At 39.0% G+C, this 26,479-nt stretch carries 23 protein-coding genes; 12 read left to right on the forward strand and 11 right to left on the reverse strand.

Annotated elements, in window-relative coordinates; all coding sequences use genetic code 11:
- Window positions 1-104: 104 nt before the first annotated feature.
- Window positions 105-1,127, reverse strand: coding sequence for a 4-hydroxythreonine-4-phosphate dehydrogenase PdxA (gene pdxA / locus QOL76_RS11820; protein WP_283413177.1), 1,023 nt, complete (start codon window positions 1,125-1,127; stop codon window positions 105-107).
- A gap of 121 nt (window positions 1,128-1,248) precedes the next feature.
- Here pdxA and rsmA point away from each other — a divergent pair, with 121 nt between their 5' ends.
- The 5 genes from rsmA to QOL76_RS11845 all read left to right on the forward strand — a co-directional run bounded on the left by rsmA (window position 1,249) and on the right by QOL76_RS11845 (window position 5,393).
- Window positions 1,249-2,034, forward strand: coding sequence for a 16S rRNA (adenine(1518)-N(6)/adenine(1519)-N(6))-dimethyltransferase RsmA (gene rsmA, locus QOL76_RS11825; protein WP_283413178.1), 786 nt, complete (start codon window positions 1,249-1,251; stop codon window positions 2,032-2,034).
- The gene (gene mgtE, locus QOL76_RS11830; RefSeq protein ID WP_283413179.1) at window positions 2,021-3,388 is read left to right on the forward strand and encodes a magnesium transporter; all 1,368 of its coding nucleotides are present in this window, start codon (window positions 2,021-2,023) and stop codon (window positions 3,386-3,388) included. Before rsmA ends, mgtE begins: the two co-directional genes overlap by 14 nt.
- Before the next feature lie 10 nt (window positions 3,389-3,398).
- Window positions 3,399-4,334, forward strand: a complete 936-nt coding sequence (locus tag QOL76_RS11835; RefSeq protein WP_283413180.1) for an NAD(P)-dependent oxidoreductase — start codon at window positions 3,399-3,401, stop codon at window positions 4,332-4,334.
- 151 nt (window positions 4,335-4,485) lie between these two features.
- Window positions 4,486-4,959 (forward strand): transcription elongation factor GreA, encoded by a 474-nt coding sequence (gene greA / locus QOL76_RS11840; protein ID WP_111611179.1) that lies wholly within the window; start codon window positions 4,486-4,488, stop codon window positions 4,957-4,959.
- A 41-nt stretch (window positions 4,960-5,000) separates the two neighbouring features.
- Window positions 5,001-5,393 carry an HIT family protein gene (locus QOL76_RS11845; protein WP_283413181.1) on the forward strand — a complete coding sequence of 131 codons (393 nt, stop codon included), beginning with the start codon at window positions 5,001-5,003 and terminating at the stop codon, window positions 5,391-5,393.
- 81 nt (window positions 5,394-5,474) lie between these two features.
- On the opposite strand, the gene QOL76_RS11850 is transcribed toward QOL76_RS11845, so the two are convergent.
- The 3 genes from QOL76_RS11850 to QOL76_RS11860 all read right to left on the reverse strand — a co-directional run bounded on the left by QOL76_RS11850 (window position 5,475) and on the right by QOL76_RS11860 (window position 9,050).
- Window positions 5,475-6,338: a carbohydrate kinase family protein gene (locus tag QOL76_RS11850; RefSeq protein ID WP_283413182.1), complete on the reverse strand. Its 864-nt coding sequence runs from the start codon at window positions 6,336-6,338 to the stop codon at window positions 5,475-5,477.
- Window positions 6,328-7,674: a sugar porter family MFS transporter gene (locus QOL76_RS11855; RefSeq protein ID WP_377918654.1), complete on the reverse strand. Its 1,347-nt coding sequence runs from the start codon at window positions 7,672-7,674 to the stop codon at window positions 6,328-6,330. The genes QOL76_RS11850 and QOL76_RS11855 overlap by 11 nt, the downstream gene beginning before the upstream one ends.
- Before the next feature lie 83 nt (window positions 7,675-7,757).
- Window positions 7,758-9,050 carry an acetyl-CoA hydrolase/transferase family protein gene (locus QOL76_RS11860; RefSeq protein WP_283413183.1) on the reverse strand — a complete coding sequence of 431 codons (1,293 nt, stop codon included), beginning with the start codon at window positions 9,048-9,050 and terminating at the stop codon, window positions 7,758-7,760.
- Window positions 9,051-9,280: 230 nt separating this feature from the next.
- On the opposite strand from QOL76_RS11860, the gene QOL76_RS11865 reads away from it, so the two are divergent.
- The 5 genes from QOL76_RS11865 to QOL76_RS11885 all read left to right on the forward strand — a co-directional run bounded on the left by QOL76_RS11865 (window position 9,281) and on the right by QOL76_RS11885 (window position 17,285).
- Entirely contained in the window at window positions 9,281-12,658 is a 3,378-nt protein-coding gene (locus tag QOL76_RS11865) for a methylmalonyl-CoA mutase family protein (protein WP_283413184.1), read from the forward strand.
- A gap of 77 nt (window positions 12,659-12,735) precedes the next feature.
- Window positions 12,736-13,152, forward strand: a complete 417-nt coding sequence (locus tag QOL76_RS11870; RefSeq protein ID WP_283413185.1) for an OsmC family protein — start codon at window positions 12,736-12,738, stop codon at window positions 13,150-13,152.
- Window positions 13,149-13,388, forward strand: coding sequence for a hypothetical protein (locus QOL76_RS11875; RefSeq protein WP_283413186.1), 240 nt, complete (start codon window positions 13,149-13,151; stop codon window positions 13,386-13,388). The genes QOL76_RS11870 and QOL76_RS11875 overlap by 4 nt, the downstream gene beginning before the upstream one ends.
- 22 nt (window positions 13,389-13,410) lie before the next feature.
- Window positions 13,411-14,418: a cysteine protease gene (locus tag QOL76_RS11880; RefSeq protein ID WP_283413187.1), complete on the forward strand. Its 1,008-nt coding sequence runs from the start codon at window positions 13,411-13,413 to the stop codon at window positions 14,416-14,418.
- Window positions 14,418-17,285 (forward strand): PAS domain-containing hybrid sensor histidine kinase/response regulator, encoded by a 2,868-nt coding sequence (locus QOL76_RS11885; protein ID WP_283413188.1) that lies wholly within the window; start codon window positions 14,418-14,420, stop codon window positions 17,283-17,285. The genes QOL76_RS11880 and QOL76_RS11885 overlap by 1 nt, the downstream gene beginning before the upstream one ends.
- A gap of 74 nt (window positions 17,286-17,359) precedes the next feature.
- On the opposite strand, the gene QOL76_RS11890 is transcribed toward QOL76_RS11885, so the two are convergent.
- From QOL76_RS11890 to fmt, 6 genes are all read right to left on the reverse strand, one after another.
- A complete protein-coding gene (locus QOL76_RS11890) occupies window positions 17,360-18,655 on the reverse strand; it encodes a dihydrolipoamide acetyltransferase family protein (protein WP_283413189.1) in 1,296 nt (431 codons plus the stop codon).
- Window positions 18,656-18,750: 95 nt separating this feature from the next.
- Window positions 18,751-20,001 carry a competence/damage-inducible protein A gene (locus QOL76_RS11895; protein ID WP_283413190.1) on the reverse strand — a complete coding sequence of 417 codons (1,251 nt, stop codon included), beginning with the start codon at window positions 19,999-20,001 and terminating at the stop codon, window positions 18,751-18,753.
- A gap of 4 nt (window positions 20,002-20,005) precedes the next feature.
- A complete protein-coding gene (locus tag QOL76_RS11900) occupies window positions 20,006-20,791 on the reverse strand; it encodes an SDR family oxidoreductase (protein ID WP_283413191.1) in 786 nt (261 codons plus the stop codon).
- Window position 20,792: 1 nt separating this feature from the next.
- Complete coding sequence (locus QOL76_RS11905; protein WP_283413192.1) at window positions 20,793-21,293, reverse strand: dihydrofolate reductase; 501 nt, start codon at window positions 21,291-21,293, stop codon at window positions 20,793-20,795.
- A 64-nt stretch (window positions 21,294-21,357) separates the two neighbouring features.
- Window positions 21,358-22,290, reverse strand: coding sequence for a DUF4412 domain-containing protein (locus QOL76_RS11910; RefSeq protein ID WP_283413193.1), 933 nt, complete (start codon window positions 22,288-22,290; stop codon window positions 21,358-21,360).
- Between the two features lie 99 nt (window positions 22,291-22,389).
- Complete coding sequence (gene fmt / locus QOL76_RS11915; RefSeq protein WP_283413194.1) at window positions 22,390-23,316, reverse strand: methionyl-tRNA formyltransferase; 927 nt, start codon at window positions 23,314-23,316, stop codon at window positions 22,390-22,392.
- 237 nt (window positions 23,317-23,553) lie between these two features.
- On the opposite strand from fmt, the gene QOL76_RS11920 reads away from it, so the two are divergent.
- Entirely contained in the window at window positions 23,554-24,771 is a 1,218-nt protein-coding gene (locus QOL76_RS11920; RefSeq protein WP_283413195.1) for an ABC transporter permease, read from the forward strand.
- Here the strand turns inward: QOL76_RS11920 and QOL76_RS11925 are convergent.
- Window positions 24,746-25,501 carry a polyprenol monophosphomannose synthase gene (locus tag QOL76_RS11925; RefSeq protein WP_283413196.1) on the reverse strand — a complete coding sequence of 252 codons (756 nt, stop codon included), beginning with the start codon at window positions 25,499-25,501 and terminating at the stop codon, window positions 24,746-24,748. The two genes, QOL76_RS11920 and QOL76_RS11925, sit on opposite strands and share 26 nt — an antisense overlap.
- 101 nt (window positions 25,502-25,602) lie before the next feature.
- Between QOL76_RS11925 and QOL76_RS11930 the strand changes: the two genes are divergently transcribed.
- On the forward strand, window positions 25,603-26,478 hold the full coding sequence (locus QOL76_RS11930; RefSeq protein WP_283413197.1) for an ATP-grasp domain-containing protein: 876 nt from the start codon (window positions 25,603-25,605) through the stop codon (window positions 26,476-26,478).
- Window position 26,479: the final 1 nt, after the last annotated feature.

The following is a 26,479-nucleotide window of genomic DNA, read 5'->3' on the forward strand; positions in this document are numbered from 1 at the left end:
CCTCCTCTCGATTTAAGACCGCAAAAATAGTGAATTATTATAAAAGGATGAAAGAGATTTTAAAATAATCTTTGGTTGTATTCAATAAATCTCTCCTTTTACGCTTAATTCTCTGATTCCTGCGGGTTGTGTTGTTGAATAATGTCTGCTGCAAGGAAAATAGCGGCTCTCATAGAGCCTTCATCTGCAATGTTTTTCCCTGCAATATTATAAGCTGTGCCATGATCAGGCGAAGTTCTAACTACGGGAAGGCCTGCGGTAAAGTTTACTCCGATGCTGAATGCCATTGATTTGAAAGGTACTAATCCTTGATCATGATACATGGCCAACACCCCATCGAATTTAGTCTGATGTGCCATACCAAAGAATCCATCTGCAGGATAGGGCCCAAAAACCATTTTATTTTGATCCTTCAGCGCATGGATAGCAGGTTTGATGATTTGTTCTTCCTCTTCACCCAAAAGTCCATCTTCGCCAGCATGGGGATTTAGGCCTAGAATGGCGATCTTTGGCTTATTGATACCAAAGTCTTTTTCCAATGTTTTGAGAAGAATATTGGCTTTTTCAATAATCCGCTCTTGGGTTACATTTTCCGCCACTTTTGCCAACGGCACATGACCTGTTACTAAACCTACACGGAATTGCTCGGCGACCATAAGCATTAAGCTGTCTTTTGATGCAACCGCCTCGGTAATAAATTCAGTATGTCCAACAAAGTGTAATTCTTCTGAATTGACGTTGTTTTTATTAAGTGGCGCAGTGACTAAGGCTTGAATTTTTCCTTCTTTCAAATCATTTACAGCCATTTTCAAGGCTTCCAAAGCAAATTTTCCAGCTTCCTGAGTTTCCACACCTGGAATAACTTCAGGACATTCTTCGGCAGCATTGATTACATTGATTCGCTTATGCTGAATCTCGTCTATGCTTCTGATCTGTGCAAAATTGAAATCATCTAAGCCAAGTTGTTTCCTGTAGAAAGTCAGGGCTTTACCATGTGCATAAATCAGCGGGGTAAATGACTTATAGGTTCTATTGTCTAGCAAAGCTTTCATGGTAACTTCTACGCCTATGCCGTTAATGTCGCCAATGCTAATTCCGATAATGGGTTTGATCTTTCGTTGATGCATATTAATTATAATGTGGACTAGGTGTTAAGGTTTGGTCAAGCCTCCTTATGTAAGCTAGTCCTTTAGAATTATTCTCTTAATTTTGAGATTGCAATTTATAAAAATTTATCTGAGCTAACCGATGGAAAAGGTCAAAGCCAAGAAACACTTGGGACAGCATTTTTTGACCGATTTGAGTATTGCGGAGCAAATAGCTCAAGCGGTCAAAGGGCATAACGGAGTATCAAAAGTTCTGGAAATAGGGCCAGGTATGGGGGTGCTTACTGATTTCTTAATGAAGGGAAATCTGGATTTATATCTAATCGATATTGACAAGGAATCCATTGTTTACCTACATAAGAAATATCCGGAGCTAGGAGATAAGATCATTGAAGGGGATTTTCTAAAAATGAACCTTGAAGAAGTCTTTACTGATAAGTTTGCCATCGCTGGTAATTTCCCCTACAATATATCATCGCAGATTTTCTTTAAAGTACTTGAGGTAAAAGATCAGGTGACAGAAGTGGTTTGTATGCTTCAGAAGGAAGTGGCCGAACGAATCGCTTCGCCAAAGGGAAATAAAGACTACGGAATTTTGTCAGTGCTCTTACAAGCATATTACGATATAGAATACCTATTCACAGTCCCACCTCATGTTTTCGACCCGCCTCCAAAAGTCAATTCTGGTGTTATCCGCCTAACCAGAAATGCGACTGAAAAATTAGATTGCAACGAAAAGTTATTTAAGCAGGTTGTAAAGGCAGGATTTGGTAATAGAAGGAAAACCCTTCGAAACTGTCTGAAGCCTTTTAACCTTCCTGAAGAGTTTAATTCAAATCCCATTTTGAATCTACGTGCCGAACAATTGGACGTAGCTGAATTCATATTTCTAACCCAAACAATTGAAGCTTCCCGTGGAAATCATTAAGCAGTTTGAACTTTCGAAGGAGTACTTAGAAAGCCTGCAGCAGGCGATTGAAGCAGAGGACTTGAACTTTATTCAAGAGACCCTTAGCGGGGTCAATGTAGCAGATATTGCCGCTTTGCTCGATGAGTTGTCCATGGCCGAGTCAATCTTTGTGCTAAGGGTGCTGGACGCTCAGTTGGCGGCGGATATTATCATCGAGTTAGAAGCTACAAATCAGCACCGGGTATTAAAGGAGCTGGAAGTTCAGGAAATGGCTAACCTGATTGAGTTGATGGACTCTGATGATGGAGCTGATATTTTAAATCTTTTCCTCGAAAGAGAACGGGAAGATATCATCAGCCATTTTCAGGATAAGGTAAAGTCAGATCAAATTCTGGAACTTTTACGCTATGATGAAGACACCGCGGGTGGTATTATGGCGAAGGAATATATTCGGGCCAATAAGAACTGGAATGTAGTTCAGACCATCAATGAGATCCGTCGTCAGGCAGAAAATGTAAGTAAGATATATTCCATTTTTGTTGTGAATAATCGGCAGCAATTGATGGGAATTGTTTCGCTGAAGCGCATTGTATTGGCTTCAGATGAAACAAAGATTGAGGATATCTACGAGGAAGAAGTGATCTCAGTGCCTACTTACATGGATCAGGAAGAGGTGGCTGAGGTCATGCGAAAGTATGATTTGGAATCACTACCAGTGGTAAATAGTAAGAATAAGTTGGTTGGGAGAATTACAGTCGATGATATTCTAGATGTAATCCGTGAGGAAGCCGAGGAAGATATTCAGGCAATGACAGGTATTTCTGATACCGTCGATGAGTATGACAGTGTTATCAAGCTTTCCAAGGCTAGGCTCCCTTGGCTACTGATAGGAATTTGCGGTGGACTACTTGGTGCTGGATTTATTGGCTTTTTTGAAGAAGGGCTAAGTAAGGTTACTGCACTTGCCTTTTTCATCCCGCTCATCACTGCAACTGGCGGGAATGTAGGAATTCAAACTTCCTCAATCGTAGTCCAGTCTCTTGCCAGTAAATCCATCTTCGATGATTCCATGGCCAAAAGATTCCTGAAAGTGCTTTTAGTCGCGATTTTAAATGGGTTGATTCTAGCCACATTTGTCTTTGGCGTGGTAGTTTTATTCTACAAGACCGACGTGTCATTCGCGATGGTCGTCTCAATTGCTTTGTTTTCAGTGGTGTTACTTGCCTCATTTATGGGGACGATCACGCCGATTATACTTGATAAAATTGGAATTAATCCGGCTTTGGCTTCGGGACCATTTATCACCACAGCAAATGATCTGATTGGACTGGCAGTTTATTTTTTGGTTGCCATGTCGCTTTTACACATTTAATTATCAGAAAATGAAGATTCTTATCATTGATGAAATGCATCACAGCATTATGCCCATGTTGGAAAAAGATAGGCATGAAGTTATTTATGCTCCTAAAATAACCCGTGATGAAATTGCAGCTTGCATTGCTGAGTTTGATGGGTTGATCATTCGATCCAAAACTCCTATGGATAGGGAGCTTTTGCAGAAGGCTACTAAATTGAAATTTATAGGAAGAGCGGGAGCAGGGCTGGACAAAATTGATTTAGAATATATGGCTGAAAGGGGAATTAAGCTTTTCCATGCAGCCAAAGGAAATAGGGATGCTGTGGCAGAGCATGCTGTCGGAATGCTTTTAGCGCTTTTCAATAATGTAAAAAAAGCTGACCAGGAAGTTCGCAAAGGGATTTGGGACCGAGAAGGAAATCGTGGTCATGAGCTGATAGGAAAGACAGTTGGGATCATGGGATATGGGAATATGGGGAAGTCATTTGCTGATAGACTTAGGGGATTTAAGGTGAATATTTTGGCCTACGATAAGTACAAGTTTGACTTTGCTGATGATTTTGTACAGGAAGTGATGTGGGAAAAGTTGAAAGCTGAAGCTGATATTTTGAGTATTCATATTCCACTTACTCCGGAGACAAAGAATTTTTTTACTCTAAAAGAGCTGCAAAGTTTTGCAAAACCTTTTTGGCTGATTAATACTGCAAGGGGAGAGGTGATTAGTTTCAAGACCTTAAATGAGGCTTTGGATCTTGGGGTTCTGAGAGGAGTTTTGTTGGATGTTTTGGAAAATGAGAAGTTTCAGAAGTTTACGGACGAGCAAAAAGCTGAGTTTGAGAAATTGGCGGCAAGAGAAAATGTTTTGTTTAGTCCCCACGTAGCCGGCTGGACTTTTGAGTCATACGAGAAGATTAATAAAGTTTTAGCCAAAAGGATCAAAAAGGCTTTTAAAGACAATTAACCCAGTATTTAATAGTAAGACAAAGAAATAGTCGCTTTGCTTTGTTTCAAAGCTTTTGCTATCTTTGTACATCAAATACAAGCCAATAACAAGGTAACGGTCCCGTCTTGCGACCGTTACTTTGTTTTTGTGGCTTTTAATAGAGTTGATTATGGGAGAAATACAATATTATACTGAAGAAGGCCTAAAGAGATTGAAGGACGAACTTCAAATGCTTAAAACTAAAGGTAGAACTGATATTTCCTTGCAAATAGCAGAGGCAAGAGATAAAGGAGATCTAAGTGAAAATGCTGAGTACGATGCGGCAAAGGACGCCCAAGGTCACTTAGAGCTTAAGATCGCAAAGCTAGAAGCTGTGGTAGGTAATGCTAGAGTTTTGGATAGCTCTCAGTTGGATACTTCCAAAGTAGGAATCCTCACTACAGTGAAGATTAAAAATGTAAAAAATGGAATGACTGTCAGTTATACGTTAGTTTCTGAACAAGAGGCTGATTTGAAAGCTGGCAAAATTTCCTTGGGCTCTCCATTTGGAAAAGGGTTAGTAGGAAAAAAAGTAGGAGATATAGCTGAAGTAAAAGCTCCGGCAGGGACTCTACAATTTGAAATATTGGATATTACATTCTAACATTAATCCCGGCTTATGTCGGGATTTTATTTTTAAAGATTATGGCCACAATTTTCACAAAAATTATTAATCGAGAAATCCCCGGTCACATCGTAGCCGAGGATGAGAATTACATCGCTTTTTTAGACATCATGCCTTTGGTCAAAGGCCACGTATTGGTCGTTCCCAAGAAGGAAGTTGATTATATTTTTGATTTGGAGCCTGAAGTACTTTCTGGCCTACATCTTTTTGCGCAGCAAGTAGCAAAAGCCATAGACAAAACAATCAAATGCACACGAGTTGGCGTTGCTGTGATTGGATTAGAGGTCCCTCATGTACATGTGCATCTTGTGCCTCTTAGTAGTATGGAGGATATTAATTTCAATCGCCCAAAACTGAAACTTTCTAATGAAGAGTTGGCGGAAATTTCTGAGCGTATTCGTGAAGCAGTTTAGTTCATACTCGCTGTGATCAGTCGCAGTTTGCAGGGATCAGTATTCAGTATTCAACGCTACTGAATACTGAGGCTGCCCGCTTTATATATCCGTAATCTCATACCTCGGAGTTCCCCCTTTTTTACTGGCTACAAAGGCTCCAAGTTTACAGGCGAAGTCCAGTACTTGATCCAAAGGTTGTTTGTCTAGATAGGTTTTGATAAAGCCGCTCAGAAATGCATCACCAGCGCCGATACTATCTGCTACTTTTACTTTATAACCTTCATGGCTGATAATTTTCCCGCCTTTATAGATCAAAGCGCCTTTGGATCCTTGGGTGACACAAATCAAATCTATAGGGAAATGCTGATCTAAATGACTACAAACACTTTCCACACTTGGATCTATGTCAAAGTAGTCTGCAAAGATCACCAGCTCATCCTCATTAATTTTTAAAATATCTGTAAAACCCAGTATAACTACTACCAGCTCAAAATCATAAAAAGGAGGACGGAAGTTCGCATCAAAAATGCGTAAGGTGTTATGATGAAGCAACTTCAGGAGGGTAATTAAGCTACCAGCATTGCGTACAGCTAGGGTTCCAAAAACAAATGCTTCTGATTCAGCCACAGCTTGACTTATAGTGTTATTCCATTGAATAAAATCCCAAGCTACGGGAGAGACGATGGTGTATTTGATATTTTCGGGGTCGTCGTCATTTACCAATACCTTTGAGGTTTCATGCTCCTCATTTACCTGAATCAGATCAACTGGTAAATCAAAGGTTTGTAAAAAGTCAATAAGTTTTTGGCCATCCTCATCATTTCCTATAGCGGAGATTAACCGGGAATTCAGTCCAAGCTGATGAAGATTTAGAGTGACGTTCATCGGGGCTCCTCCAGGCACTGGGCCAGAGGGTAAGCAATCCCAAAGCATTTCTCCGAAAATGACTACTTTATGCTGCATCGGTATTATGTAAGTCTTGTTGAATCTCTTCCAAGGATCGTCCTTTGGTTTCTGGCATTTTGAATTTCACCCAAAGTAATTGCCAGACCATCATCAATGCGAAGAAGGCAAAGATATATCCTGGACCAAATTGATTGGCAAAATAGGGAAAAACATTTGCAATCAATGCTGCCAGAATCCAATGTGTGAAACAACCGATGGATTGACCGTAAGCTCGAAGTTCATTAGGAAATACTTCTGATATAAATACCCAAATAACAGATCCTTGTCCTACGGCATGTGAAGTAATGAATGCAAACACAAATATCGGTAACCAGAAGTTATCAATTCCTCCCACCAGAAAATTATAGGCCATAAGGGAAAGTGAAATAATGTAACCAATGGACCCTATATACATCAGTTTTTTCCTGCCTATTCTATCAATCATATATAAGCCAACAAAGGTTGCAAATAAATTTACTACACCAATTCCAATGGTTGAGAATAAAGCAGATTCTGTGGATATACCTGCCATTTCAAATACTCGGGGAGCAAAATATATGATCGCGTTGATCCCAGAAACCTGATTGAAAAAGGCAATGAAAATCGCCAGCATGGTGGTAGATAGGAATGCCCTGCTGAATAGTGCAGAAAAGCTTCCTTTTTGCTTAATACTTTGCTCTTCAATGATTGCCAGACGAATTGCTTCATCTACTCCGTCAGGATCAGTTCTTGTCAGAATTTCCCTTGCTTTGACTTGGTCATTGAACTTAGCGATTAACCATCTTGGACTTTCTGGAATTTTAACTATCATCGCTGTATATATCAACGCGGGAACTGCTTCCATGCCTAACATCCATCTCCAGTCATTTTCAATTCCGGCTGTGCCAATCAAATAGTTCGAAAGATAAGCCATCAAAATACCGAATACGATATTGAATTGATATAGAGCCACAAGTAAGCCTCTGTTTTTGGCAGGTGCGATTTCAGAAATGTACATAGGAGCAACCACTGAAGAAGCTCCGACTCCTAAGCCTCCTATGAATCTAAAAAACATAAAGGAAAACTCGTCTGGAGCCATTCCTGATCCCACTGCAGAGATGAGATACAATGCTCCGATCCAGAACAGACTCTTTTTCCTACCAAATTTGTCTGCTGGTATTCCTCCAAATAAAGCTCCGATTACTGTACCATAAAGGGCCATGGCAATCGCCAATCCATGGGTGAGATCATTTAATTTCCAGACATCTTGAATAGCTCGCTCAGCCCCGGAAATTACAGCTGTGTCAAATCCAAATAAAAAGCCACCCAATGCGGCCGTGATTGAGAGGAAAAAGGCATATTTTTTTGAGGACATCAGCTGTTTTGGGGTATTTTAGGATGCTAATCTAAAGAGAAGCACAATATATCAAAATCTGGTAATACACTTTACCTTCTTATTTACCGAAATGGATATATAAAACTTCCAAATCTTTCTACTATAGCTCTCTCAAGTGCTTCTCTATGATCTGGATGAGCGATGCGCATTAGTTCATAAGCCCGCTGACGTAAGTTCTTTCCGTAAAGATTAACCATTCCGTATTCGGTGACTACGTATTGCATATGTGCTCGGGTAGTGACTACACCTGCACCTTCCTTTAGGAACGGGACAATTTTGGAAGTTCCTTTTCGAGTAGCGGAAGTCATGGCCATGATTGGTTTTCCTCCTTCAGAGAGAGAGGCACCACGCATAAAGTCCATTTGACCACCTACACCTGAGTATTGGTAGCTACCTATGGAATCTGCGCATACTTGACCAGTCAGATCCATTTCCACACAGCTATTGATAGAAATCACCTTAGGATTCTTTCGTATGACCGCTGTGTCATTCACGTAAGCTGCCTCATGGAAGGAAAATTCAGGATTATCATCAATCGCATCGTAAAGCTCCCTAGTTCCAGTTACAAAAGATGATACTATTTTCCCAGGGTGTTTTTTCTTGTATTTGTTGGTGATGGCACCTGATCTCAGGAGTCCTAAAATCCCATTAGAGAACATCTCGGTATGAATTCCAAGATCCTTGTGTTGCTTCAGTGAGTCCAGAACGGCATCTGGAATAGCACCAATTCCCATTTGCAGTGTAGATCTATCTTCAATAAGTGCCGCGCAATGATTGCCTATTCTTCGTTCTGTTTCTGTGATTTTTTCACCATAATCAACAATTGGTAGTGGCTCATCCACATGAATGGCTGCATGAAACTTTGAAATGTGAATTTGGCCATCCCCATGCGTTCTAGGCATCTGTTTGTTGACCTGAGCTATAATTGTTCTGGCAGTTTCCACTGCTGGTTTTGCAACATCGACGGAGGTTCCAAGGGAGCAAAATCCATGTGAATCCGGCTCGGAAACTTGGATGATGGCCACATCTAGTTTTAGAATATTCTGTCTAAACAAGTGTCCTATTTCACTTAGAAAAATAGGAACGTAACCACCATGTTCGGAATTGACAGCCGCTCGTACATTCTGAGAAACAAACAGTGAGTTCATGTAGAAGCTATCTTTGCATTCATCCGAGGCTAAAGGCATATCCCCAAGGGTAGTTATAGCTACAATTTCCACATTCTTGAGTTCATCTTTTCTTGCAGCCAAGGCATATAGAAGGGTAGTAGGAGTAGCTGCACTACCATGGATAAAAACGCGTTGATTACTCTGAATAGACGAAACGGCAACTTCCGGACTGACGTAGTTGATCATAATTGCAAAATGGTATAAAAGTCAAATTTTAAGTTCTAATGTCGGAAAAATTACCGACTAAGTTTAGCTATGATAAAATTCATAAAATCTATGTGCCAAATTATATTTTGTTTTTCCACTAACTGCGAAAGTAGAGCGCCTTTATAATTACTATATTTGTTGTGAGTAATTAGGATCAAACTAATCCTGACTCATGAAAATCGATTACTACAATAAGCTAACCCAACTCCATGACTACCATTCCTGAGAGCTATAAACCCAAAAATCACATTAGAATTGTTACTGCTGCTTCCTTATTTGATGGGCATGATGCAGCAATCAATATCATGCGCCGTATCATTCAGTCCACTGGCTGTGAGGTAATCCATTTAGGTCATAATCGCTCTGTGCAGGAAATAGTTGATTGCGCAATTCAAGAAGATGTGCAGGCAATCGCGATCACTTCTTACCAAGGGGGGCATGTGGAGTTTTTTAAGTACATGTATGATTTGCTTCGTGAAAAGGGCGCAGGACATGTGAAGATATTTGGAGGTGGAGGAGGAACGATCCTTCCTGAAGAGATTAAAGAGCTTCAGGATTATGGCATCAACAGGATTTACGCTCCAGATGATGGACGTTCTATGGGATTGCAGGGGATGATAAATGACTTGGTAAGTCAGTGTGATTTCCCCATCGGGGATGTATTGTCTGAAGGATTGGTGCTCGGAGTAGAGAGCAAAGAGCATGTCGCCAGAGCTATTTCTGCCTTTGAAAACTTTCCCGAAAACTCCGCCCAGCTGTTAGAAAAAGTAAGAAAACAAAGCAAGGAATGTAAAACGCCAGTTCTAGGGATTACTGGTACTGGTGGTGCTGGAAAGTCTTCACTTGTTGACGAATTGGTTCGACGGTTTATTATGGACTTCGAAGATAAAACTTTGGCTATCATATCTGTTGACCCGTCTAAGCGAAAAACTGGTGGAGCACTACTTGGCGATAGAATTCGTATGAATGCGATTCATCATCCTCGAGTGTATATGCGATCTTTAGCTACCAGACAATCTAACCTTGCACTATCAAGATATGTGCAGGACGCTGTAGATACTGTAAAAGCTGCCGGTTACGATATGGTGATTCTGGAGACTTCTGGTATTGGCCAGTCAGATACAGAGATTATTGAGCATTCAGACCTTTCTTTATATGTGATGACTCCAGAATATGGTGCAGCGTCCCAACTGGAGAAAATTGATATGCTTGATTTTGCTGATGTGATTGCGTTGAATAAGTTTGATAAGCGTGGTGCTTTGGATGCTATTCGTGATGTGAAAAAGCAATTTAAGCGCAATCATAATCTTTGGGAAGCCAAAGACGAAGATCTTCCAGTCTTTGGTACCATTGCTTCCCAATTCAATGATCCTGGGATGAATCAGCTTTATCGTACGCTGATTACTAAAATTGCAGAGAGTCATCCTGAAATGAAAAGCGACTTTGAGCTGACTGCTGGGAGCTCTGAGAAGATTTATATAATACCGCCTGCGAGGACTAGATACTTATCTGAGATCTCTGAAATCAATAGAAATTACGATGTATGGGTGGAAGAGCAAAAGGAAATTGCTCAGCAGCTTTATAGCATTTCCAAGTCCATAGAAGCTATTCAAAACACGAAAGTGGAGGATAAAGATCGATTGATCAAGGAACTTCAGGAAGTGTATGCGCAGGTAGAATTGGAGTTTGATCCAAAGAACAAAAAATGGCTGGAGGAATGGCCAACCGAAGCAGCCAAATACGCGGAAGACTTTTATGTTTTCAAAGTGCGGGATAAGGAAATCAAGATTAAGACTTACTCTAAGTCACTTTCTGATACAAGAATTCCAAAGGTTTCCTTGCCGAAATACGAGGCTTGGGGCGATGTATTGAAATGGGGTTTGCGCGAAAATGTACCAGGCAAGTTCCCATATACCGCAGGAGTTTTTCCCTTCAAAAGAGAAGGAGAAGATCCAACCCGGATGTTTGCGGGAGAGGGTGGACCTGAGCGGACAAATAAGCGCTTCCATTATGTGTCCAAAGATATGGCTGCTAAACGCCTTTCTACTGCTTTTGACTCGGTAACCCTCTACGGGGAAGATCCAGATCACAGACCAGATATCTATGGTAAAATCGGGAATTCTGGAGTGAGTGTTTGCTGTTTGGATGATGCAAAAAAGTTGTACTCTGGCTTTAACTTAGTTGATCCAATGACCTCTGTGTCAATGACTATTAATGGTCCTGCTGCTACCATGACTGCCTTCTTTATGAATGCAGCAATTGACCAGCAATGCGAGGTCTATATCAAGGAAAATGGGCTTGAAGATGAGATTAATGAGAAAATTAATCAGCTATATAAAACGAAAAATTTACCTAGACCTACGTACAACGGTAAGGTTCCAGAAGGAAATAATGGTTTAGGCTTGATGTTACTAGGGGTGACTGGAGATCAAGTATTGCCGGCAGAAGTATATCAGAAAATCAAGACGGAGACTATTGAGAAAGTGAGAGGAACTGTTCAAGCAGATATTCTGAAAGAAGATCAGGCTCAGAATACCTGTATTTTCTCTACAGAATTTTCTCTTAGACTGATGGGGGATGTGCAGCAATATTTCATTAATCAGGGCATCCGTAATTTTTATTCTGTCTCCATTTCGGGTTACCACATTGCCGAAGCAGGTGCAAACCCAATCACGCAATTGGCTTTAACACTTTCCAATGGGTTTACTTATGTAGAATACTACGTAAGCCGTGGAATGGACATCAACCAATTTGCACCAAACCTTTCCTTCTTTTTCTCTAACGGCATTGATCCGGAATACGCGGTTATAGGTAGAGTTGCACGTAGGATTTGGGCGAAAGCCATGAAGTTAAAGTACGGAGCAAATGAACGCTCTCAGATGCTGAAGTATCATATTCAGACCTCTGGACGCTCACTTCATGCACAGGAAATCGACTTCAACGACATCAGGACTACGCTGCAGGCACTGTATGCCATTTATGATAATTGTAACTCGCTACATACCAATGCCTATGATGAAGCGATCACCACGCCTACTGAAGCATCAGTTCGTAGAGCAATGGCTATACAGTTGATTATCAATAAAGAACTGGGATTAGCAAAGAATGAAAATCCTATCCAGGGAGCTTTTATTATTGAGGAGTTGACAGATTTAATTGAAGAGGCTGTTTATCTAGAGTTTGATAGAATTACTGAGAGAGGCGGAGTTTTAGGTGCTATGGAAACCATGTATCAGCGGGGCAAAATTCAGGAGGAAAGTATGCATTACGAAATGCTAAAGCATACTGGAGAATATCCAATAATTGGTGTTAATACCTTCCTTTCTTCAGATGGCTCTCCGACTGTAACTCCCGGCGAAGTGATCCGTGCCGAAAAGGAAGAAAAAGAGGCGCAAATAGAAACCTTGAAAATACTTCACTCGGCAAATCCAGAGTTAGTAAATAAACACTTAGAGGAATTGAAGAAGGTTTCTGTAAACAATGAAAATATATTTGAGGAACTAATGGAGGCGGTAAAGTATTGTTCACTTGGACAGATTACGCACGCATTATACCAAGTAGGTGGGCAGTACCGTCGGAATATGTAATCTTATTTCATGATTGAAAACTTGGCAGATAATAAAAATCTTAAGAAAAATAAGTCTATTGATTAATTAGAGAAAAAATGGCAAAGAGAAATGTGAAAGTTCGGATGAAAGCGGATCACGAGTATGAGTCTGTAAATCCACAAGGGAATGTAGTACAGATCGATATGTATGATCCTCAGGAGAAAAAAGCTCAATCACCCATGGATTTGCTGCTGTCTGCACTAGGATCATGTGCATCGGTGGATGCTGTTTTAATGATGAAAAAGAAACGTAAAACGGTGAATGATTTGATCGTAGAGGTAGAAGGAATTAGAAACGATGGAGTACCTTCATTTTATACTGATATCCATTTGAAGTTTATCTTGATCTCTCCAGATGCCAAAGAGGAGGAGTTTGCAAAAGTGGTAGCACTATCGGTAGAGAAATATTGTTCTGTAGCTTCCTCCTTGAAGTCAACTGTCACATTTTCATCAGAAGTAAAAGTTGACTCATGAGAGTTGTTAAGGAGTTTATCCAGGAGGATATTCGAATAAGCTTATTCTCCTGGAATAATAAGTATATCCTAAAATTTGAATTGGGGCCAATGGAACAGACTTTCAAAGTGCCTGAAACGGATGTTCTAGATGAAGCTGATTTAGAAGTTTTTTGGAATGGAATTTTTTTTGAAAAAGTTAAAGTAAGATTCAAAGAAATGGGAGAATCATTTAGGGCTGAAGTGGGAAATTTATAATTTCCTGCTTAGTTTAAATCTCATGAAGTCTTTTTTCCTCTCGCTTTTCCCCGTTTTCCTTCTTTTAGCCTCCTGTAATTCACCTAATAAACTTCAGCGTGACCATAGTACAGGTTTTGATGATTCCATTATTGTTGAGATGGAGTCCGAGCTCAAAATATTGGAGGAGGAGATTATTTTATTGAAAGATCACTTTGAGTTTCTCCTAGAAAACAGGCATAATATTCTACAAAAGGCAGATCGTACAAAGTATAGTTTTGATGGTGGGTATTCTATTAACACCCCTCAAGATTCAGAATACCTAAGCACCGTAGTTATATTTAATACAACCAAAGATTTTGATAAATCGATGGAAAGTGTGTTGATTACTAATAGTATGGATTCTCTTTTTAAGAAATCTCTTGAAAAGTATGGTATCATTGCTCAAGTCTATTACAATGCCATAGATCAAGTTTCCAGGGTTTTTCCTGCTTACGATTCTAAAACACTTTTAGACCCAAATCTCGACGTGACAAGCTTTAATTTTTTCTATGAAGGGGATTTTAATCATAATCCTGAAAAGAGTGCCAAATGGATACCTGAGGTCTATGTTGACCCTGCCGGAAGAGGCTGGATTTTATCTTTGGTACATCCAGTACAATTGGATGGTGAATTGTATGCTGTTTTAGGTATAGATATCACCGTAGAAGAGATTTTCGAGCGATATTTAGATAACAAAAAAGGGGAGTATTTGATAGTAAATAGTAAAGGCGATATTGTAGCAGGAAATTCCGGGGCTATCGAAGCACTTAGTTTTCCTCCTTTGTTAAATCACGTTTATAATGAAACAATTCAATCAGACAACTATCGAGTTTCGGACTATAATTTATTTAATAGCAAGAACAAAGAAGTCAGAGAGATGGCAAAATCTCTTCTCTTGAATAAGGAAATATTCTTTCAATTCAAAGATGAGTTTAGTCCAATAGCTGCTTATTCTGCCCCTTTTAATCTCCTAGATTGGTATTTAGTAGAAATTGAGCCTAGTTTATAATGAATAATAGAATAGGATACCGTAGAGATTTTTGGCTAACGCTTGTCATTGGCAGTGGGTTGGTATTTATGGTGGTATTACTAGGGGTTAGTTTTTTTATTGCTATTTCTGATGCTGAGATTAAGGCTAGAAAGGAGTTCTTGATAAAACAGACAGAACTAGCCGCTTCTGAGATTGAGCTCGCTATTGATCGATTCGAAGAGAATGCAAGTGGGCTTACAGACTATCTTGAAGACGAAGACTTGGATGGGGATGATTTCAGAGATGATCTTACCAAAGCCGTTAGAAAGATTTATAACAACTATCCAGGTCTTATTGATACTGCGTGGGTAAACCTTCAGGATTCGGTGGTGTATATGACCAAAACTGATCGAAATGATTTCATTCGAAATAGATATATAAAGAAGGTACCTCTAAAAGGAAGTCGAAATTTTCTATACTATACCGCTGGTAATGGGAAGGGATTTGAGGTTACATTTTCGTTAAACCCGATTAGGTTTACCAAGAATTTTGTCACTCATTATTATCTGAATAATGGAGGGACAAAATTGCTCCTAATTGATGAAGAATTGATAAGTCTTGATCTTGAGGATGAACAATTAACATTAGAAATTGACTCCGTTTCATATCAAAATATTCAAAATGATGCGTCAATTGGGGTAATTGGAATTTACGAAATTGATTGGAAGGAGGAAGAAGAGGCTGGCATTGGAGTATTGGTAGAATACCCTTTTGATTTTGGAAGTATTTATGAAAACGTAGCCCTATTATTTATGATTGAATCCAATTCAATCACAAGTGGGATTTATAGTACTTACCTATTTTTGTTTGCCGGGTTTGTAATACTATTAATTGGTACGGTTGTCTTTTTTACACTTTCAATTCAGAACAGATTAAAGTCACAAAAACTACTTGAAGAAAGTGCTCAGGAGATTTCAGAATTATTTGATCAACAAAACATTTTACTTAAAGAGCTGAGGGGGTTTGTGTTTTTTCACGATTTTAAAGGGCAGATAACTCGGGTAAGTGAAGAAGTCGATGAAATCTTAGGACATTCTAAAACTGATTTTTTGGAAGCATTTGGAAGTAATACCAAGAATGTAGATGTTCTGAATGTGAGAGAATTAGTAAAAGGAGCTTTAAGTCAAAATAAGTCCTTTGTGGACCTTGAATACGATTTCAAAAAGCCTGATGGAAAAGTAGTTAGGTTAAGAATCTTTGAAAAATTAGTATTTGATAAGTCAGGTAGATTTAATGGTGGACTTGGGATTTGCACTGATATTTCTGATCAATTTCAAAGCAAACAAGAGTTGATTGAAAGTGGTAAACGCCTCCAAAACCTGATTGATAATATTCCTGATATCATTTTTGCGTATGATAATTATGGGATTTTATTAGAGTCTTATGCTAAAGACCAAAAATTTTTAAAATCATTAGGCACCTCAGTGATAGGTGAGTCTGTTTTTGATTTGGTTCCGGAAAAGCAACGGGATCAGACTAAATTTGCTTTTGACCTTGCAAGAAGAACGGGGCAAATTCAAACTGTCGATTTAAATTTCAATTCTAGGGAAGAAAGTCAATACTTTGAGATTCGGTTTTTCCCCTTAGATACCAAACGAATGATGTCTATTACCAAAGATATCACCAGCCAGCGTGTTTGGGAAAAGGGATTAGTTGAAGCCATGAATGCTGCAGATCAGGCGAGTAGAGCCAAGTCTGAATTTTTAGCGAATATGAGTCATGAAATACGGACACCAATGAACGGGCTCTTGGGCATAATTGATTTGTTGGGCCAAACCAACTTGGATGATGAGCAACTTCAATACTTGGAGGTTATCAAAAATTCAGGTAATTCACTGCTAAGCATTATTAAGGATATTCTTGATTATTCTAAAATTGAAGCTGGAAAAATAGAAATCAATACAAATATTTTTTGTCCTGCAGATGAACTTGAAAAGCAAGTCCAAATTCTATCAGGATTAGCTCAAAAGAAAGGAGTTATTCTTAAAACTACCCATCAACCAAAAACAGAGGAGATGATAGAAGGAGATGTGGAGAAAATCAACCAAATTATTCTGAATCTAGTTGGGAATGCGGTTAAGTTTACCCCAAAGGGTGGAATAGTGTCGGCAAAGCTAGAAATTGAAAATATTTCCGGAGGAATCAATTTTTTAAAATGTATAGTTCAAGACAGTGGAATAGGTATTCCAGCAGAGGAAATTCCCAAACTAACGGATCCATTTTATCAGGTTGAAAGTTCAAGTTCAAGAAGTTATCAAGGGACTGGGCTTGGATTAGCGATTGCAAAGAAGATAGTGGAATTGATGGGAGGAGAGCTGACTATATCTAGTGAACTAGGGAAAGGATCTGTTTTTTCTTTTTCGGTAATAGTGAAAAAAGCTCCCGAAATACCAACAGAATTTACTTTAAATGAACAGCCAAGGCGGGTAAATTGGAATGGTATGGCTAAAGAATATCCACTTAGAATTCTTTTAGCAGAGGATAATGAATTAAACCTTCAGCTTATGCATCTTATGTTTGATCAACTGGGCTATGAATTCGAGGTGGTTAAAAACGGGCAAGAAGCATTGCAGATGGTAAAAGAAAAGGAATTTGACCTTATACTGATGGATGTGCAAATGCCTGTTTTGAATGGTTTGGATGCGTCAAGGGAAATCAGAAAGTTGGGTGAGCAAGGGAGAGTTTTTATTGTAGGCTTATCTGCCAATGTGTTCGATGAAGATCAGAAAAAAGCTGTAGAAGCGGGTATGGATGACTATTTGACCAAGCCTATTAGGTTATTTTCATTAGCAGAAAAATTGAAGGAGTACTCCTTAAAGGCTGAATTATCACATGGAAAAGTATAAAAAAAGCCGGCTAATGATATGCTCCCAAAAAGTTTGACACTTATGGGGGCTAGTTCACAAACCGGCTTTTAATATTATAGGGGAGTATTGATATCAAATGCTTCGAGGTAATCCGAAACACGCTTGACAAACTTCCCACCTAGGGAACCATCTACCACTCGATGGTCATAGGAGTGAGATAAGAACATTTTATGTCTAATTGCAATCACGTCGCCAGTTGGCGTTTCTACGACCGCAGGTTTTTTCACAATAGCTCCTACAGCCATAATTGCTACCTGAGGCTGTGGAATGATAGGAGTTCCCATTACATTACCAAAAGAGCCTACATTGGAAACGGTATAGGTACCACCAGCAAGGTGATCGGCATTTAACTTATTGTTTCTGGCAAGGTTGGCAAGCTCATTTACTTTTTTCGAAATGCCAACAAGATTAAGCTGATCTGCTTTCCTGATGATAGGGACAATTAGGTTACCGCTTGGGAGTGCTACAGCCATACCGATGTTGATGTCCTTTTTCCGTATAAGTCTATCACCATCTACAGAGATATTGATCATTGGAAAATCTCTTATTGCTTTTGCTACCGCCTCAATAAAAAATGGAGTATATGTAATTGACTCTCCAAATTTAGCTTTGTAATCAAGTTTATGACGCTCTCTCCATAAAACAATATTGGTCATATCAGCTTCAACAAAGGATGTGACATGAGCGGAAATACGTTTCGACTCTACCATTCGCTGCGCAATCATCTTGCGCATCCGGTCCATTTCTATGATCTCGTCTTCACCAGAAACACTAACCTGTACTTTTGGAGCAGAAATAGATGGAATAGAAGCAGATTCTTTAACTGGAGTATTTCTTGTTTCGAGATAATTCAACATGTCCTGCTTGGTCACGCGTGCATCTTTTCCAGATCCGGGAACTTTTGAAAGTTCAGCTTTAGAAATACCTTCTTCTTTTGCGATACTTTGAACAAGGGGAGAGTAGAATCTATCGTCTCCATCAGCTTCTGAATTTGAATTGTCTGGCGCTTTAAGAATAGCAGCAGTATTTTCAGGGGCAGAAGAAATAAGGTCTTCTTTCTGTGAATCAGCTTTTGGTTCTGAATTTAAAGGAGCTGAACCTACTTCGCCTTCAGTTTCTATAATTGCAATCGGAGCACCCACGGCGATGACATCACCTTCTTGAGCAAGGATTTGTTTTAGGACTCCAGCATGAATAGAAGGAACCTCAGTATCTACTTTGTCTGTAGCTACTTCCAATACGGATTCATCTTGTTCAATCGTGTCACCCTCTTTTTTAAGCCAAGTAAGCACTGTACCTTCTATGATACTCTCGCCCATTTTGGGCATTAGCATTTCTACAATCGCCATGGTTATTGATTAATGATTTATTGGGTTTATATACAAGTTTTAAAATTAAATTTTATAAAACAGGATCACAAACCTTTCAATAGAAATTTTATTTGTTATTTCTCTAAAATACAAATCCTAAGGAGATTCAATACTGCTACTCCAGTCAATTGTATATTAAGCATTCTGTCTTGTGTCAGTTGAAGTTTTTTTGTTTCAATAAATCCTTCTCCCACACAGGAAATCCAAACTGTACCTACTGGTTTTTCTTCTGTACCTCCATTTGGACCAGCGATTCCACTACTAGCTAGTCCAAAATCGGCATGGAATAAATCTCGCACTCCCTTAGCCATTTCTGTGACAGTCTCTTCACTAACTGCTCCAAAAGAGTTTAAAGTTTCATTCCTAACCTTAAGGATTTCATTTTTGAATTGATTGTGATAGGGTACTACTGCCCCTTTAAAATACGAACTACTCCCGGAAATACTGGTTATTAAATGTGAAATGTAGCCTCCAGAACAGCTTTCAGCTAATGCTACAGTTTTCTCATTTGATGTCAAAAGCTTACCAATTGCCGTTTCTAAAGACTCAGAATCATAACCATATACGTATTTCTCAATACTCGATAAGACCAAATTTATCTGTACTTGGATATCTTTTTCGATTTCCTCTTTGACTTGCCCAAAACCTGTAAGTCGGAGCTTGACATGACCTAACGATGGAAGGTATGCCAGCCTTATATTTTTTGGAAGCGCATTTTCCCATTCCCGTATCAAATCTGCTAGCCAACTTTCTCCAATACCGACGGTTTTGACCATCCGATGCACAATGATAGGTAGAGGAAATAGGGTAGGCAGCTTTGGTAAGACGAAGTCGGTCATCAACCTTTTCATTTCGTGTGGTACTCCTGGCATAGACATCCAGTAAGTTCCATTTCTTTCAAACCACATGCCCGGAGCTGTGCCCACCTCATTGGGTACATAAGTACAACAGGAAGGTAAATGTCCTTGAAGAATATTTAAAGGCGTGATTTCTCTTCCTCGTCTTTTGAAAAACTCTGTAACAGCCTCTACTGCAGCGGGATTTTCAACAATTGGGCAGTCAAAGTATTCTGCCATCAATGGTTTGGTCAGATCATCTTGTGTGGGACCAAGTCCTCCGGTAATCAAAATAATGTCAGCTCTAGCTTCAGCTGAAGTAAATGCCGCCAGAATGTCTTTTCTGTCATCGCCTACAGTGGTTTTACGAACCACCTTGACGCCCATAAGGTCCAATTCTTGACTGATCCAATGACTGTTTGTGTCCACTATCTGACCATAGAGCAATTCGTCTCCTATGGCTATTATTTCAGCTCTAACTACTTTCATCTTATTATCTCACTTCTGATTTACGTAGTATTTTTGTGAAAACTGTAGGAACAAATCTCTTTAAGTAAATTCCCATTGTTTCCTTTCCACCGATATAAACTTCTTCTTTTCGCTTTTTAAGTGCACTGTAGATTTGCTTTGCGCATTCATCAGCACTCATTCCATTTTCTTGCGCTTTGTCCATTTCATTGAGAGGAGTGCCGTCAGCTGTCAGTGCATTTTTCGAAACATCCGTCTTGATAAAACCAGGGCAGATCATAGTAACTGAAATATTTTCCTCAAAATGCTCTAATCTCAAAGATTCGAAGAACCCATGAAGTGCATGTTTAGCCGCAGCATAGCTTGATCTGTAGGGCGAGCCAAATTTTCCCACTAGAGATGAAATCACTCCAAATTGTCCACTTTTTCTTTCAATAAAATGAGGAAGTATTGCCTTTGTAAGAGCTACAGTTCCAAAGAAATTTACTTCCATGAGCTTCCTGTCTACTTCAATTGGGGTATCTCTAATCAAAGAACGCTGACTAATTCCACCATTATGTAAGACCGAATCTATATGCCCAAAAGCAGCAATAGCTTCAGCAGTTTTCTCTGCAAATAAGTGCTGATCTACCAGATCAAGTGGAAGTACTTTGCAGTTTTCAGGATGTGAACTAGCTGTTTTAACTTTTTTAAGTGCTTCTTCATTTCTCGCTGAAAGAATTACTTGATATCCTTCATTTACAAATTTGTAAGCTGAGGCTTCTCCAATTCCAGAGGAAGCTCCAGTTATCCAGATTACTTTTTTAGACATGCTACTTGTGTATTCTTTCGTAATTGACGTAGGTAAAAGGATATTGATTTCGATCATCAGCAGGATGATGTTCTCTGAAAGTTATCTTCCAGTTTTCCATATTAAATTCTGGGAAATGAGTATCACCTTCAGGCGAGGCATCAACTTCAGTGAGTACCAACTCATCAGACATAGGTAATGTTTGACGGTAGATTTCACCACCACCGATGACATAGAGATGTTCAACATTCATCTTTTGGCAGAAAATAAATGCGCTTTCTACACTCTCAAATACATAATGCCCCTCAGGTACTTTATAGTTCTTATTTCTGGTAATTACGATATGGGTTCTGTTTGGTAGAGGTTTTCCCAATGACTCAAAAGTCTTTCTTCCCATAAGAATAAAATGGTCGGAAGTGAGTCTTTTAAATCGCTTAAAATCATCTGGCAATCGCCAAACTAGATCGTTTTCTTTACCAATTACATTGTTGGTGGCCAAAGCGGCTATTAGTGATATCTTCATGCAAAATCCTTCTTGCCTTGAAGATAACAGGCCTTGACACCATATAAAATAAAAAAAGCTAGAATTACTCCTTCTCTATTGAATTCATGATGTTCGGGTATTCCGACATTGTAAGCGATTTAGGAGAGGATTCATCTATTTCTATCACTTTCATCTCTACTTTTTCAGAGTCTTTGGAGGTGAAAGTCAATTCCATAAAATTGCCTTCAGGCATATTTTTAAAATGCTGCGCATATCTTTCTTGCGCTTTTGCAGTCATCATGGGACTATTGGCACCCCAAAAAGATGCATACCCACCGATTGGTTTATCTGTCAGCCAATAGTAGCCTTCTCCATCTTCACTGACTACATGATACTCCTCGCAGGCATAGCCCAAAATTTCTTTGGAATTCCCCGTTTTTTTAATTGTGACATCGTATTCATCGCTGGAAGCATCTATTTCTTCATCTATCATTGTATCGAGCTCATCCATATCCAATTTGTATGCGAAACTGGATTTTTCCCCTTTATTATCCAGGAAAACAATTGAGGCTTGATTTTTCACATCGAAAACCATTGAAGTGGAAGCTTTTGGATTTTTTGGATCTATTAATTCCATTCCAGTATAATCGGCCGATTCAGCTAGATAGGATTTCAAGAGAAAAGGATCCTCAGTCTTTCCTTTTTCATTTGTGCTGATCATTTCGATAACTAGGTATCCAAAAAAATCATATTCATCTTCAGTATCTACTGGTTCTCCTAGTCCACCCAATATTTTGCTCATGTCAAAACCTCCCGTAGAAGAACTATCCGATCCATCACCATACATGTCGGAAAACAACTTCTCAAGCTGCTTTTCGGTCATTTTTGTTGCTTCTTTTTCTACTTTGTCTTGTATTGCTTTCTCCATGCCTCTATTTGCGGCTTTCTGGATTTTTTTGATGAATTGTGCTTCAGCTGAAAAAGATAGTGCTGTGATTAATACTATTATTATGGATATACGACTCAGATTTTTCATGATTTTTTGATTTAAAAATTGGTGTAGATATTGTCCTTAAGTTCCTTAAAATCAGGTTAAAAATAATATATTTTGCTCTTTTTTCTATAAAAACCCTTTTTAATTGAATTTGTAGCCCCGAAGCAAATCATCCACCTTCATCCGCTTTTTACCTTCTAATTGAAGTTCTGAAATCTCTAGCACGCCCTCACCCGTTTGGACTTTCAAATAGCTTTTATTGTCAGTTACCAAGTCCCCGATTGGCTTACCAGTTGATTGGTTGGAAGAAAAACTTGTTTTGTAAATTTTACAGATTTTCCCGTCAAATTTAGTCCATGCAGCAGGGTAGGGAGAAAGTCCTCTTACAAGGTTATGTATCGATTCTGCTGAGTTGCTCCAGTTGATTTCACCGGTTTCTTTGAAGATTTTTGGGGCATGATGAATCGCTTTGGATTCGTCCTGAGGAGTAGGTTCGACTTTATCTTCAGCAATGTCTTCTACTGTTTTAAGAACCAACTGTGACCCAAGGTTCATTAATTTTTCATACACAGATCCAAGGTCATCCTCTTTAAGGATTTTTATTTTTTCCTGATAAATAATACTACCAGTATCGATCTCATGCTTAAGGAAAAAAGTGGTAACACCGGTCTCTTTATCTCCATTAATTATAGCCCAGTTTATAGGTGCAGCTCCTCGATAATTTGGCAAAAGAGATGCATGAAGATTGAAGGTGCCTAATGGAGGCATATTCCATACTGATTCAGGAAGCATTCGGAATGCTACCACAATTTGTAAATCAGCCTTAAGGGCACGAAGCTCATTCTGGAATTCCGGAGACTTTAGATTTGTAGGTTGAAGAATATTCAAATTCAACTTAAGCGCAGCCTCTTTTACTGGCGAAGGAATTAACTTTTGTCCCCGTCCTTTAGGCTTATCCGGAGCTGTAATCACACCTACGATATTCCAACCATTTTCTACCAACAACTCTAAAGAAGGCACTGCAAACTCAGGAGTGCCCATATAAATGATTCGAAGATTTTTATTCATAGTGAAGTTGATTTTAAATTTGAAATATAGAATTTGAAATATTCAAACTCAATTATTGATAAGGCATTTCGCAAAACAGAGCTTGTAGGTTCCTAACTATTACTAGCAATGACCTTAGCAAGGCTGAACTGAATTTGAAAGAATTAACGGTGCTATACTCAAAAAGTAAATAAAGGGCGAAAGTTTCGTTTGCTTCATGCTATTTTGCGGTCTCATAGAACAAATTAAAGCAGTCCTTTGAACCTTTCCTATTTCATTGCCAAAAGAATCAGTTTCAAGAAAGCTGGTGGGTTTTCGGCCACTATACATAAAATTGCAGTAGGAAGCCTAGCGCTTGGGCTTGCAGTTTCTCTTGTTTCCTTTATGGTTTTGGGAGGTTTTCAAAGCACTGTTTCCGAAAAAGTCTACGGCTTCACAGGTCACTTTCAAGTGCAGCGATTCACAATGAGTAATGCATTCGAAGAGGCTCCATTTTCTTTAAATTCAGAGTTTAATAAAACTTATCATGAACTTCCGTTCATTACCAAGGTTCAGTCTTTTGCTCACAAAGCGGCTTTAATCAAAGGTGACGAAGAAGTAGAAGGTGTATTGATGAAGGGTGTGGGTCAGGATTTTGATACGCTAGGATTCAAAAAGTATGTGGTTGATGGTAGAATGCTTCAGATTCCTGATGAAGGAACAAGCAATGAAGTGATGCTAAGCCAATTCATTGCTAATAAACTTTTGTTAAAAGTTGGAGATAAGATCACCCTATATTTTGTACAAGATCCCCCGAGATATAGAAGAGTCGAAGTAGTAGGAATCTTTCAAACCTATCTTGAAAACTTTGATGAGAAGATTATAATTGGTGAGCTACAAACGATCAGAAATCTAAATGACTGGAGAAAAGATCAGGTAGGTGGTATGGAAATTTTCGTCGATGACTTTAACAATACTGAATCATACTCAACTCTTATAGAGGATTATATGGATTATGATTTAAAGTTGATTAAAAGTAAAGATAAATTTTTAGAGATCTTTGACTGGCTGAGTCTGTTGGATAACAATGTCTATGTGTTCATTGGCTTGATTGGCTTTGTAGCAATCTTTAATATGGGGGCAATCCTCTTTATTTTGATCATGGAACGAACCCAAATGATCGGCTTACTCAAAGCTTTGGGTTCTACTAATCAACAAATTCGAAGGATATTCTTTTGGAATGGAATCAACATCCTGCTGCGGGGAATGCTTATAGGGAATGCAATTGGATTAGGAATCGGTTTTTTGCAAGATAAATTCAGACTTATCCCATTAGATGCTGAAAGCTACTACATGAGCTATGTCCCAATCGATTGGAATTGGATAGCATTTATTTCTATAAATATTGGGATTGTTCTGCTTACTGCAGCCGTATTATGGATACCTGTTATGGTGATCTCAAAGGTAGACCCTATTCGGTCGATCCGCTTTGATTAGCCTGATAAGGATTGAAAATACTTTTGATTTTCATTGATATTACACCAAATCCAGCTTCCTTAAAAATACCTGGACTCATCTTGGACAACCCTTTAGTTCGGTCAGTGAAAATAATTGGGATTTCTACCAGCTTAAATCCTAGTTTCCAAGAGGTAAATTTCATTTCTATCTGGAATGCATAGCCTACAAATCGAATCTCGTCAAGTTTGATTCCTTGCAATACTGATTTATGATAGCATTTGAATCCTGCTGTGGCGTCTTTGACAGGTAGTCCGGTGATGAATTTTACATATACGCTGGCGAAGTAGGACATCAATACTCTGCCCATAGGCCAGTTTACAACATTCACTCCTGTAATGTACCGTGAACCAATGGCGAGGTCAAAACTCCGGTCTGCACATGCTTCATAAAGTCGAATTAAGTCATTAGGATTATGTGAAAAATCGGCATCCATTTCGAATATGAAATCATAATCCTTCTCTAAAGCCCATTTAAAGCCTTTGATGTAGGCTGTTCCTAAGCCTAACTTTCCCTTCCGTTCTAGTAGATGAAGCCTATCAGGAAAAACAACCTGTTGACTTTTTACCAAATTCCCGGTTCCATCCGGACTCCCATCGTCGATCACTAATAACTCAAATCCACCCTCCAGATTCATGACCGCGTGGATCATGTCTACGATGTTTTCCTTCTCATTAAAAGTTGGGATTATGACGAGTTTACGATGGTTCATAGCTAGGGCAAAGGCCAAAAGTAAGGCTAAAGACCGATTTTAGAAGAGTGGTGACTATAAATTTTGGTTAAAGTATAGATTTGAGTAAAAATTTAGCAAGAATGATCCATGTAGCTATTGTAAGTTATTTCTCAGTTGGGGCGTATGATAACAATACACTCGATGAAAATCAAATGTTGTCCGAAATTCTATCCGAACACCAAATTCCTCATAAGATTGTAAGTTGGTCTGATCCTGAAGTTAAATGGGAGCAGTTTTCTCTCTTGCTAATCAAGTCAACATGGGATTATTTTGACTTTTACCCTGAATTTTTGACTTGGATAGACAAAATCAAAAAGCTGGGCATCCCTGCCTTAAATAGCATGGATACTATTCGTTGGAATTCTTCGAAAAGATATCTTCTGGAAATTGCATCTAAAGGTTTTCCAGTAATTGCTGGGATGATTTTAGAAAAGGGACTGCCATTAGTAAAAGAAAAAATAGCTTCAAAAATTAAAACTGAAACTTGGGTTGTTAAGCCCTTAGTGAGCGGCGGAGCGAAGAATACCCTGAAAATTAGTGGGAACGATTGGGATCAACATATTGAAAAAATTCAAGCATGGGTGAATGAAGAAGCATTCCTGGTCCAACCTTTTGTCCCTGAAATAGAACGGGTAGGAGAGTATTCACTTATTTTTTTCAATGGAAAGTTTTCCCATGCAGTACTGAAAACTCCAGCAAGCAAAGATTTCCGGGTTCAACATTATTTTGGAGGAACGATAAAACCGATTCACCCATCATCTTCTATGCTGGCTTCATGCCAAAATCTCATAGATGAATTCGCCTCAGAAAGCCTATATGTCCGAGTAGATGGGGTGGAAATAGATGGCGAGTTCCACTTAATGGAACTGGAAATGATCGAGCCGTACTTGTTTTTAGGATTGAGTGAGCAGGCTGTTAGTAATTATAAGAAAGCTATTATGGAGCGGTTGAGATAGC

The organism is Algoriphagus winogradskyi (assembly GCF_900182815.1).
GTDB lineage: Bacteria > Bacteroidota > Bacteroidia > Cytophagales > Cyclobacteriaceae > Algoriphagus > Algoriphagus winogradskyi.

Excerpts from the sequence above, each read along its gene's own strand:
- QOL76_RS11925 (WP_283413196.1), bottom strand. The coding sequence starts at position 25,501 with ATGAACCATCGTAAACTCGTCATAATCCCAACTTTTAATGAGAAGGAA.
- QOL76_RS11900 (WP_283413191.1), bottom strand. The coding sequence starts at position 20,791 with ATGTCTAAAAAAGTAATCTGGATAACTGGAGCTTCCTCTGGAATTGGA.
- QOL76_RS11845 (WP_283413181.1), top strand. The coding sequence starts at position 5,001 with ATGGCCACAATTTTCACAAAAATTATTAATCGAGAAATCCCCGGTCAC.
- rsmA (WP_283413178.1), top strand. The coding sequence starts at position 1,249 with ATGGAAAAGGTCAAAGCCAAGAAACACTTGGGACAGCATTTTTTGACC.
- fmt (WP_283413194.1), bottom strand. The coding sequence starts at position 23,316 with ATGAATAAAAATCTTCGAATCATTTATATGGGCACTCCTGAGTTTGCA.
- QOL76_RS11835 (WP_283413180.1), top strand. The coding sequence starts at position 3,399 with ATGAAGATTCTTATCATTGATGAAATGCATCACAGCATTATGCCCATG.
- QOL76_RS11860 (WP_283413183.1), bottom strand. The coding sequence starts at position 9,050 with ATGATCAACTACGTCAGTCCGGAAGTTGCCGTTTCGTCTATTCAGAGT.
- QOL76_RS11875 (WP_283413186.1), top strand. The coding sequence starts at position 13,149 with ATGAGAGTTGTTAAGGAGTTTATCCAGGAGGATATTCGAATAAGCTTA.
- QOL76_RS11855 (WP_377918654.1), bottom strand. The coding sequence starts at position 7,674 with ATGTCCTCAAAAAAATATGCCTTTTTCCTCTCAATCACGGCCGCATTG.
- QOL76_RS11895 (WP_283413190.1), bottom strand. The coding sequence starts at position 20,001 with ATGAAAGTAGTTAGAGCTGAAATAATAGCCATAGGAGACGAATTGCTC.
- QOL76_RS11930 (WP_283413197.1), top strand. The coding sequence starts at position 25,603 with ATGATCCATGTAGCTATTGTAAGTTATTTCTCAGTTGGGGCGTATGAT.
- QOL76_RS11905 (WP_283413192.1), bottom strand. The coding sequence starts at position 21,293 with ATGAAGATATCACTAATAGCCGCTTTGGCCACCAACAATGTAATTGGT.
- QOL76_RS11880 (WP_283413187.1), top strand. The coding sequence starts at position 13,411 with ATGAAGTCTTTTTTCCTCTCGCTTTTCCCCGTTTTCCTTCTTTTAGCC.
- QOL76_RS11870 (WP_283413185.1), top strand. The coding sequence starts at position 12,736 with ATGGCAAAGAGAAATGTGAAAGTTCGGATGAAAGCGGATCACGAGTAT.
- pdxA (WP_283413177.1), bottom strand. The coding sequence starts at position 1,127 with ATGCATCAACGAAAGATCAAACCCATTATCGGAATTAGCATTGGCGAC.
- QOL76_RS11910 (WP_283413193.1), bottom strand. The coding sequence starts at position 22,290 with ATGAAAAATCTGAGTCGTATATCCATAATAATAGTATTAATCACAGCA.
- QOL76_RS11885 (WP_283413188.1), top strand. The coding sequence starts at position 14,418 with ATGAATAATAGAATAGGATACCGTAGAGATTTTTGGCTAACGCTTGTC.
- greA (WP_111611179.1), top strand. The coding sequence starts at position 4,486 with ATGGGAGAAATACAATATTATACTGAAGAAGGCCTAAAGAGATTGAAG.
- QOL76_RS11850 (WP_283413182.1), bottom strand. The coding sequence starts at position 6,338 with ATGCAGCATAAAGTAGTCATTTTCGGAGAAATGCTTTGGGATTGCTTA.
- QOL76_RS11890 (WP_283413189.1), bottom strand. The coding sequence starts at position 18,655 with ATGGCGATTGTAGAAATGCTAATGCCCAAAATGGGCGAGAGTATCATA.
- QOL76_RS11865 (WP_283413184.1), top strand. The coding sequence starts at position 9,281 with ATGACTACCATTCCTGAGAGCTATAAACCCAAAAATCACATTAGAATT.